This is a genomic window from Caulobacter sp. AVps18 (assembly GCF_058681425.1).
In genome coordinates this window covers 1421088-1431395 of record NZ_CM178737.1, presented here as the reverse complement: position 1 = coordinate 1431395, position 10308 = coordinate 1421088, and the positions used below count along the sequence as shown (strand labels likewise).

Here is a 10308-nt window from a genome sequence, read left to right as displayed (position 1 = left end):
ATCGGCCGTTTGCCGATCCGGCCCCGCAAAACAGGCTCATCACAGGCAGCGACGCCCCGGCCGTTGAAAACGGAAGCGCCGCCGGTGGGGGGACCGGCGGCGCAGACCCGCCAGGGGGGGGCGGCGGGTGTCATCCGCTTGGGACGCGCCAGGAAAAGCAGGCTGCGTCGCGCGGGTGTGCGGCTGGGGGATGCCGGACAGAACAGAGATAGGCACCGGTCTCAGGATTTTAAGTCCCCCTTGGCGACTTTCCGTCGGGCGACCTATTTTGCCGGCGCGCCCTTGGAGGTTTCGTCCGATGGGGCCCCCTCGGCTCCCTGGGGATCGCCGTCTTCGGACAGCAGGATGGCGATCCAGCGCGACCCGTCGAACTGCGCCAGGATGACCATGAACGCCACGGTCAGAGGCGTGGACAGGAACATGCCCGGCACGCCCCATAGCGCGCCCCAGACCGCCAGGGACAACAGGACCACCGTGGGATCCATGTTCAGGCTGTCGCCCTGCATGCGCGGCAGAACGATATTGCCGACCACGAAATAGATGCCCTGCAGAGCCACAAACAGCACGATGGCCGGCACGAAGCTGTCTGGGAACTGCACGATGGCGAACAGCGGCGGCAGGAAGCAGCCGATCGCCCCGCCCAGGATCGGGATGTAGCTGGCCAGGAAAATCAGGAAGGCCCAGAAGAAAGCGTTGTCCAGGCCCAGCAGCGCCATCACCACCCAGGCACCGATGGCGATCATCAGGCCGGTGACCGTCTGGATCCAAAGGTACTGCTCCACCCCGTCGCGAATCCGGTGGAACAGCGCCATGGCCTTGTCCCGCTCGCCATTCTGCGGGAACAGGGCGACGATCTTGCGACTGAAGCCCCGGCGCGAGGCGATGATGAAGCCCAGATAGATCAGGACCAGCACGGCGCTGGCGGCAAAGTTCTGCAGGCTCTGGGCCGCAGCGCCGACATAGCGGGAGGGATTGAGCTGGGTAACCAGCTCACCCAGGGTCGGGGCCACATGGATGCCGACGGCGTGGGCGATCTTGGCGATCACGTCATTGAGCCGGGGTGCATAGTCCTTGAGCTGGTCAACGAACCCGGCGCTGTTCTCGGCCACCACCCAGACCGAAAGGCCAAACAGCAGGATGGAGAACACCACCGCAGTGGGCAGGGCCACGCGCTGCGACAGCTTGGGGATGCGGGCCATCATCACCCGGGCGAAGCTGTCGATCATCACCGCCAGGAACATCGCCAGGGCCAGGGGGGTGAGGATGTCGCGCATCCACAGCAATGCCGCGCCCCCGGCGATCACCGCCAGGAACACCACGGCGTTGCGGGTGGCGGCGGAAGTCGAGACGCTCATCGATAGGCTCCTGAAAGGTGAAACGACTTTGCCCGTCGCGATTGGCGTGGCGCAAGGGTCCGGCTAGAGCGCGCCAGGGTTAAGTGTAAGCGGTTAACCCGCCCGGGCGCGCTCTAAGTGTTTAGAGATAGAGCCTTTTTGTACGCCTCACATGATTCCATGTGAGGCTAAAAGGCTCTAGGCTTGCTGCTTCGATCTAGGGAACGTTGCATATGACGCTGTCGATTGGTGAAGGCGAAATCCTCGTCGGTTTGGGCGAAGGCCCGGTCACTCAGAGGCTTGACCGCTCCAATCGCCACGGCGTGGTGGCGGGCGCGACCGGCACGGGCAAGACCGTGACCCTGCAGATCATGGCCCAGGCCTTCTCTGACGCCGGGGTGCCCGTGTTCGCCGCCGATGTGAAGGGCGACCTCTCGGGCATCGCCGTGCCCGGCGCGCCCAACGAAAAGATGCTGGCCCGCGCGGCCTCCATGGACCTGACCCTGACCCCGGCCGCGCCGCCGACCATCTTCTGGGACCTGTTTGGCCTCAAGGGCCACCCGATCCGCACCACCATCTCGGAGATGGGTCCGGTGCTGCTGGCCCGGCTGCTGGAACTGAACGACGTGCAGGAAGGCGTGCTCACGATCGTCTTCCACGTCGCCGACAAGGACGGCCTGCTGCTGCTGGACCTCAAGGACCTGCAAGCGGCGCTGAAATATGTCGCCGACCACGCCGCCGAGATCGGCACCCTTTACGGCAATGTCTCGCCCGCCACGGTCGGCGCGATCCAGCGCAAGCTGCTGACCCTGCAAACCCAGGGGGCCGAGAACTTCTTCGGCGAACCGGCCCTGAACCTGGCCGACATCATGCGCACCGACGTCGCCGGGCGCGGCTATGTGAACCTGCTGGCCGCCGACAAGCTGATCCAGTCGCCCAAGCTCTATTCGACCTTCCTGCTGTGGCTGCTGTCTGAGCTGTTCGAGGAACTGCCCGAGGTGGGCGACCCGGAAAAGCCAAGGCTGGTCTTCTTCTTCGACGAGGCCCACCTGCTGTTCAACGATGCGGAAAAGCCGCTGCTGGAGAAGATCGAGCAGGTCGTGCGCCTGATCCGCTCCAAGGGGGTGGGCATCTATTTCGTCACCCAGAACCCGGCCGACATTCCCGACTCGGTGCTGGGCCAGCTGGGCGCGCGCATCCAGCACGCCCTGCGCGCCTACACCCCGGCCGACCAGAAGGGCTTGCGGGCCGCAGCCCAGTCGTTCCGGGTCAATCCCGGCTTCGACACCGCCGAGACCATCCAGGCCCTGGGTGTGGGCGAGGCCCTGGTCTCGACCCTGGATGCCAAGGGTGCCCCCTGCGTGGTCCAGAAGACCCTGATCCGGCCGCCCGTCTCCCGGCTGGGTCCGCTGACCCCCGAAGAACGCAATGCCCTGATCGCCAAAAGCCCCGTAGCGGGCCTCTACGACACCGCCCAGGACCGGGATTCAGCCTATGAGGTGCTGCAGGGGCGCGCCCAGAGCGCCCTGCGCGAATCCGAGGCCGCCCAGGCCCAGGCCGAGGCTGAAAAGACCCGCGCCGCCGAAGAGAAGGTGCGCGAACGCGAAGAGGCCCGCGAGGCCCGCGAAAGCCGAACAGCGCCGCGCGCCCGCGCCTCCAGCCGCCAGGGCATGGCCGAGACCTTCGCCAAGTCGCTGCTGCGCACCGTCGCCAGCCAGGCCGGCCGCGAGATCATGCGGGGTCTGCTGGGCGGGTTGAAGCGGCGCGGGCGCTAGGACCCTTTCCGACCTGGCAGCTTCATCAGGGTCGGACGAAAAAGGCTCTAAATCAGAGATTTGGAGCCTTTTTTCGATCCGTCGCCCGCTTCGCACTTATCGGAAGGCTTCAGGCAGCCGAACGGCGCTTGCGCTTGATCACCGCGGCCGGCGGCGCGGACCGGGTCCAGCCGCCGATGCCGTCCAGCGGGGTGGGTCGGCCGATGGCATAGCCTTGCAATTCGGCGCAATTCTCGCCGCGCAGGAAGCTGATCTGTTCCTCTGTCTCGACGCCTTCGGCGACGACCGGGATTTCCAGACTGCGGCCCAGGCCCAGAACCGCCCTCACGATGACCGTGGCTCGGTCATGACGGTTGATGCTCTCGACGAAGCTCTTATCGATCTTGATCTTGTCGAACGGGAACGACTGCAGGGTCGAGAGCGACGAGAAACCGGTGCCGAAGTCGTCCATGGCGATGCGAACGCCAAGGGCCTTCAGACGGCGCAGATTGTCGAGCGCACGCTGATAGTCCTTGAACAGGGCGCTCTCGGTAACTTCCAGTTCCAGCCGATGCGGCGAAAGCCCGGTCTCGATCAGCACCTCGTGGACGAGGGTCGGCAAGGCCGGATTATTCAGCTGAAGCGGCGACAGGTTCACCGCAATGCGCAGGGGCTTGTCCCAGGCGGCGGCATCGGCGCAGGCCCGGCGCAGGACCCACTCGCCCAGCGGCGCGATCAGGCCGCTCTCTTCGGCGATGGGAATGAAGTCCAGCGGCGGGATCATGCCCCGGGTCGGGTGGCGCCAGCGCACCAGCGCCTCGAACCCGCAGACCTCGCCGTCGCTGGCGCGGGCCAGGGGCTGATAGTGCACTACCAGTTCGCCGTCGGTGATGCCCTGGCGTAGGTCGCGGGCCAGGGTGCGGCGCTCGCGGATCGACTCGTCCATCTCGCGCTTGAAGAACCGATAGGCGCCCCGGCCGCTTTCCTTGGCGCGATGGAGGGCCATGTCGGCATTGGCCATCAGGGCCTCGGTCGTGCGGCCGTCGTCGGGATACAGGCTGACGCCAAGGCTGGCACCGATCAGGATATCCTGGCCGTCAGAGGGCACGGGAACCGCCAGAATTTCCAGAAGCCGCCCCGACAGCTCGGCCGCTGCGGCAGGCTGGTCGCCGCCGGCGACCTGAACCACGATGAACTCGTCCCCGCCCAGTCGCGCAGCGAAGGACGGCGCAACGACGGCGTCCTGCAGGCGGCGCGCGGTCTCCACCAGCAGGGCGTCGCCCGCCAGGTGACCGTGCTGGTCGTTGGCTTCCTTGAAATGGTCCAGGTCGATGCAGATCACCGACAGGCTTTCGTTCGAGGCCTCGACCCGCTCGATGGCCGCCGTCAGGCGCGCTTGCAGGGAGTTTCGGTTGGGCAGGCCGGTCAGGCCGTCGTGCTCGGCCAGATAGCGGATCTTTTCCTCGGCCGAGCGGCGCTCGCGCAGGTCGCGCACCGCCAGGACGGTCAGGCCAGAGGTCTCGGTACGGGCGCCGTCGTCCATCAGGCGCGAAAACACCTCGACGGGAATCTCACGGCCGCCGACCAAAGGCCGCAGCAGGCCTTCGCGACGGGCACCGTCGGTCGAGGCGACGGTGTCGTAGTAGGTCAGCATGTCGCCGCACAGGGGCAAGCCCCTGATGTCTTCCAGCGTGGCCCCGACCAGGTCGCAGAAGGCGGCGTTGGCGTCGTTGATGCGTCCATCCTGCACCACGACAATGCCTTCATAGGCGGCGTTGGCCATGCGGCGAATACGCTCCAGGGCCGAGCGCGAGGTCTGGGACTCGATGGCTACAGCACCCAGGCCGCCCAGTATGATCAGGCTGGTGATACACAGGACCGCCAGGGTCAGGACACCGCCCGAAAGCATTTGCTCGGGCACGATCACGGCGGAATCAGGGATGATGGTGATCGCGCCCATGCCGGTGAAATGCATGGCGCAAACCGCGACGGTCAGAACGCCGCCGCCAATGGCCTGGCGGCTGGTGCTGCGCGCACGACCGGCGACCATCAGCGCGGCAGTGGCCCCCGCCACGCCCAGAAGGACCGAAGCGGCCACCGTGGCCTTCTCCCAGGCCACATAGCCCTGGGTCAGGAAGGCGCTCATCCCGGTATAGTGCATGGCGGCAATGCCCATGCCCAGCATCAGGCCGCCCGCCACATCATTGGTACGCGTGCGCTGGGCCGAGGCGACGACGAATCCGGTGCCGATGAACAACACCGCGATCATCAGCGACAGCAGGGTGCCGCTCGGGCTGTAGCCGGTCTTCAGACCCGGCGAATAGGCCACCATGCCAATGAAGTGGGTTGCCCAAACGCCCGAGCCGGCGACCAGACCCGTCAGCAGCAGCCAGGCGGCGCGCACGACGCCCTTGGCGCCGCGCATGCGGGAATAGAGACGGAACGCCGTGAAGCAGGCGGCAAAACAGACAAGCCCGGCGATGGATACGAGGCGCAAGTCGTGCTCTGTCGTCAAACAGGCGATAACTTTCAGCACACGCAACTCCCCGAAGCTCTCACGGGACACGCTATGATGAACGTGCGAATAAATCGTTGTCACAATTGCGGGAAACGACTTTCAGCCTATAGCAACAAGGCCGCTGTTTGAAGCATCAACGGGTCAGTAACATTTGGAATTTTCGGATTCCGAAATCTTAACTCATGTTTTACCACGGTTTTTAATCGCGAATTGAACGCCCGCCTCTACTGTTGCGCTCGTAATCGGAGTGGCGACATGAACCTTATGCCCAGCAACATCGTGACCCTGGCCCGTGCGACGCTCCTGGTGTCGGCGCCTGCGGCTGTGATCCTGTTCCTGGCGCCGGTTTCATCCTTGCCGCCGATGCTGAACGTCGGAAACGGCGTGGCGTATGCCGCGATCTTCTACGGCGTCACAGCCGTGGCCTTCGTGGCCTTCCCTCGCCTGCGACGCTCCGACATGGCCGGGGTTTCGGTGGTGATGGGCGGGCTGATCGAGCTGGTTCAGCTGGCCACCGGCGGAAGCGCCCGGATCGGCGACTGGCTGGCCGCCGTCGCGGGCGTCGCCGCCCTTTATGCGCCGAGCATGCTGGAGCAGATGCGGCACATGGCGCGAAAGCACACCTACAGCACCTTCAGCGACCTGGCCGCCAACGACCGCCGCAAGCGCGCCCGGCGCAAGCCGGTCGTGGCGGCCAGCGCCGTCGACCGCTTCTCGGCCCAGAGCTAGAGCGCGTTCCGAAAAGTGGGAACCGGTTTTCGGAATGAAACGCGCGTGAAAAGAGAAGACTAGAGCGTTAGTCGGCGAAGTGGATACCGGTTCGCCGCCGAAATATCGCGTCAAAACAAGAATCTAGAGCAAACGACATGATGCAATCATGGCGACCTTTGCTCTAGAGCGCGTTCCGACGCGGTGGACGCCGGTTCATCGTCAGAAAATACGTTAAAACAAAACGCTCGAGATCAGCTTCGCGGCCCCAGGGCCACGGTTTCGTCGATCAGGGCGCGCCAGCGCGGCAGGCAGGTGAGGCGACGGTCAAATTCGGCCGTCACCGCCGCCCGCGCGGCCTTGCGCATCTGCCCATAGCGTTCCGGTTCGCGGCAGGCCGAGATCATGGCGTTCGACAGGGCGTCGACGTCGAAGAAGTCCAGCAGGATGCCGCTCTCGCCCGACACGATGGCGTCGCGCACCGGGGCCGTGTCTGACCCGATGACCAGGCACCCCGAGGCCAGGGCCTCGAGAAGCGACCAGGAGAGCACGAACGGATAGGTGTAATAGATGTGGGCCGCCGAGATGGCCAAGGCGTCCAGCATCCGGGCATGAGGCAGCCGGCCGACGAAGTGCACCCGGTCCAGGTCCATCTGACCGGCCAGTTCCTCCAGCACCACGGACTTCCAGGTCTTGCCCTCTGGCGGGGTGCGGCCATAGCCCGAGCCGTCTTCTGAGCCGATCAGCACGATCTGCACCTCCGGCACAGCCTTAAGCAAGGCCGGCAGGGCGCGCATGAAGACATGGAATCCGCGCAGGGGCTCGAAACGCCGGTTGATGAAGGTGATTACCGGCATCGAGCGATCCAGCACCCGACCATCGGGCAGGATGAAACTGGCGGTGTCGCGCGGGGCGATAGCCTGGGTGTCGACGCCCTCGTGAATGATCGAGATGCGCGGTTTCAGGGATTCGGGGAATACGCTGGCCTGGAACCGCGTGGGGCAGACCAGCCTGTCGGCGCTGAGATAGGCCAGGCCCAGGGTCGCGTTCTTGGCATGGACGCGAAAGCGCTCGTCCTGGTCCAGGTCGCCAAATTCGGGATCGAAGCCGACGTCCCCGCCCTTGGCGCGATAATAGAATTCGCCGTGCAGGATCTGGCGGGCCTCAGGGAAGATCTCTTCCATGAACAGGGTCTCGCCCCAGCCTGGATGGCCGATGACCAGATCGGGCTTGAGGCCCTTGTTCTTCAGCACCAAGGCGCATTCGGCGGCGGCTCGCCCCCGGATAAGGTCAGCTTCGGCCCGGGTGGCGGGGCCATAGATTCCCGGGGTCGAGCCGCGCGCCGTACGCCAGCGGGCCATGGGCAGGTTGGCCACCGGCGAGGCAGTTTCCGACCCGATGGCGGCGCAGGTCCAGCCGTCGGCACTCATGGCCTCGGCCAGAAAGCCGAACTGTCCGGGAAAGTTGTTGTGAATGAACAGCGCCTGTTTGCGCGCCCGGACGCCGCTCATCCCGTGACCCTAGACCAGCAGTTGGCGGAAGCGTTCCATGACCACCGGCGTATCGACCTCGCGTTCGACGAAATCGCGGCCGGCTGCGCCCATGGCCTGACGCTTGTCAGGGTTGGACAGCAGATCGAGGCACGCCTCGGCGAAGGCCTTTGCGTCGCCCGGCGGCACGCAGACAAACGCCCCGCTTCGCTCGGCCAGCTGGGCCAGGGGCGAACCGGCCTCGGCCGTGGCCACGAACGGCCGGCCGGCGGCCATGATCGTGAAAGCCTTGCTGGGCACGGCGAATTCCTGGCCACCAGGCAACTGCGGCACCAGGTGGACATCGCCCTCGGCCATGGACTCGCAGACCTTGGCGCGGTCGACCAGGGGCTCGAAGACCACATTGGTCAGACCCTCGGCCTGGGCGCGCGCGACCAGGGTGTCCTTGGTGGCGCCGTCGCCCCGCACGACGATGCGGACGGCAGGGTCCATCGCCTTGAGCTCGGCAGCCATGTCGAGCAGCTGATCCAGGCCCTGCTTGCGGCCCAGATTGCCACTGTACATCAGGGTCGGCGGCGCGCCTTCCGGCTTGGGCATGGGTCGGACGCTCGAGGCGTCGACATGTGGCGGCAGCACCAGCATCGGCGTGGTGACGCCGATTTCCTTGAGGATGCGACCCATGTCGTCCGACAGCACCACGACGGAATCGACGCGGTTCAGGGTCCAGGCCTCGACCTTGCGCAGCAGGCGGATGATCGCCCCGCCGCCGCCCAGGCCAAGAGCCGCGCCCAGGCCAGACTGAATGTCATGGACGATGGCCACATGGCGGCCACCCCTGGCGCGCAGGGCCAGGGCGCCGGTCACCGTCAGGATCGACGGGCACAGCGAGACCACAAGCCGGCTGGGCTTGATGGACCCGGTCAGGCGACCCAGGAACAGGTCGATCATGAAGCGCGACTCGGGAATCGCCCGGGCCAGCATGCCCTTGGAGCCAACGGCCGTGGTCGGCAGGCGGCTGACCTGCACGCCGTTCTCGACCACATTGTCCTTCTGGCCCAGTTCGTAGCCCGGAAAAATGTGGGCTTCGGGATAGCTGGGCCGCACCGTCACGGCCTCGACCGCATAACCCGCCCCCGCGAGCCACTCGGCCAGTTGTTGCAGGACCGGAGCGCTACCGGTGGGCTCGGGGGCGTAGTGGCGCGTGGCCAGCAGCAGACGCTCGCGGCCTGCGACCGCTTGAGTGCTATCGGCCATTTTCGACCGAAGGCGCGTTGTCGAGGAACCACGCATAGGTCGCCGCGATGCCGTCCCGCAGCTCGATCGTCGGCGCCCAGCCCTCGCTGCGCAGGCGATCCGCGCTCATCAGCTTGCGCGGCGTACCATCGGGCTTGGAAGGATCGGTGACGATCTTGCCCTTGAAGCCGACAACCTCGGCCACCAGGGTGGCGAGCTCCAGGATCGTCAGGTCTTCGCCCGAGCCGACATTGACGTGATTGTCGCTGGAATAGGTCTTCATCAGGTGGACCAGCGCATCGGCGCAGTCATCAACGTGCAGGAACTCGCGACGCGGGCTGCCCGTGCCCCAGATCATCATCTCGTCGGCACCAGCGATCTTGGCGTCGTGGGCCTTTCGCATAAGCGCGGGCAACACGTGGCTGGACTGCAGATTGAAGTTGTCCCCGGGCCCATACATGTTGGTCGGCATGGCGGAGATGTAGTCCACGCCATATTGGCGACGATAGGCTTGCGTCATCTTGATGCCGGCGATCTTGGCGATCGCGTACCACTCGTTTGTCGCTTCAAGCGGCCCGGTCAGCAGGGAGTCCTCGCTGATCGGCTGCGGCGCGAGGCGCGGATAGATACAGCTGGATCCGAGGAACAGCAGCTTTTCGACGCCCTGCCGGTAAGAGGCGTCGATAATGTTCGAGCCAATCGACAGGTTGTCATAAAGAAAATCAGCGGGGTAGGTGTTGTTGGCCATGATGCCGCCAACCTTCGCCGCAGCGAGGAACACGGCATCAGGCTTGTTCTCGGCCACCCACTGCTCGGTCTGGTCCTGACGCTTCAGATCAACGTCGGCCCGGGCGGCCGTCAGAATTTCGCAGTCTTCCTGCGCCAAACGGCGCACCAAGGCGGAGCCGACCATGCCACGATGACCAGCGACCCAAACCCGCTTGCCCGCGAGCGAATAGACAACGTCATTAACCATTAGCCCACTGCTCCTTTACTACCGTGATCAGGCCACCCGCGGCCCTCTCAGCGCACAGTTTTTCAATCCCGCCGGATGTCGCCGACGCATTTTGCGACGACGCCCTGACAAACACGCGCCGTCGAAATTACCAGAGAGGATGTGCCCATTCCAAACATAGGCACGTTATCCCCATCATCCAGATCCAAGATCTCTCACTAACGCTTCACAATGAGCGTGGCGAGCTTGTCGGGCCAAAACATCAAATCTCTCTCGGAAATGCCCCGCTTTGGCGCCAAACGACACGACCTGATCC

General features: G+C 65.2%; 7 protein-coding genes. 2 read left to right on the top strand and 5 right to left on the bottom strand.

Annotation, left to right across the window (positions count from 1 at the left end; genetic code table 11):
* Window positions 1-263: 263 nt before the first annotated feature.
* Complete coding sequence (locus ACW179_RS06680) at window positions 264-1355, bottom strand: AI-2E family transporter (protein ID WP_492063519.1); 1092 nt, start codon at window positions 1353-1355, stop codon at window positions 264-266.
* Window positions 1356-1567: 212 nt separating this feature from the next.
* Here ACW179_RS06680 and ACW179_RS06675 point away from each other — a divergent pair, with 212 nt between their 5' ends.
* A complete protein-coding gene (locus ACW179_RS06675) occupies window positions 1568-3109 on the top strand; it encodes a helicase HerA-like C-terminal domain-containing protein (protein WP_492063518.1) in 1542 nt (513 codons plus the stop codon).
* A gap of 109 nt (window positions 3110-3218) precedes the next feature.
* On the opposite strand, the gene ACW179_RS06670 is transcribed toward ACW179_RS06675, so the two are convergent.
* Window positions 3219-5630 (bottom strand): bifunctional diguanylate cyclase/phosphodiesterase, encoded by a 2412-nt coding sequence (locus tag ACW179_RS06670; protein WP_492063517.1) that lies wholly within the window; start codon window positions 5628-5630, stop codon window positions 3219-3221.
* 231 nt (window positions 5631-5861) lie between these two features.
* On the opposite strand from ACW179_RS06670, the gene ACW179_RS06665 reads away from it, so the two are divergent.
* Window positions 5862-6335 carry a VanZ family protein gene (locus ACW179_RS06665; protein WP_492063516.1) on the top strand — a complete coding sequence of 158 codons (474 nt, stop codon included), beginning with the start codon at window positions 5862-5864 and terminating at the stop codon, window positions 6333-6335.
* Window positions 6336-6568: 233 nt separating this feature from the next.
* Here the strand turns inward: ACW179_RS06665 and ACW179_RS06660 are convergent, their stop codons facing one another.
* Genes ACW179_RS06660 through fcl form a run of 3 tightly spaced genes read right to left on the bottom strand, consistent with a single transcriptional unit; the run spans window position 6569 to window position 10013 of the window.
* Window positions 6569-7825 (bottom strand): glycosyltransferase, encoded by a 1257-nt coding sequence (locus ACW179_RS06660; RefSeq protein WP_492063515.1) that lies wholly within the window; start codon window positions 7823-7825, stop codon window positions 6569-6571.
* Between the two features lie 9 nt (window positions 7826-7834).
* Window positions 7835-9058, bottom strand: coding sequence for a glycosyltransferase family 4 protein (locus ACW179_RS06655; RefSeq protein WP_492063514.1), 1224 nt, complete (start codon window positions 9056-9058; stop codon window positions 7835-7837).
* Entirely contained in the window at window positions 9048-10013 is a 966-nt protein-coding gene (fcl, locus tag ACW179_RS06650; protein ID WP_492063513.1) for a GDP-L-fucose synthase, read from the bottom strand. The genes ACW179_RS06655 and fcl overlap by 11 nt, the downstream gene beginning before the upstream one ends.
* Window positions 10014-10308 lie beyond the last annotated feature (295 nt).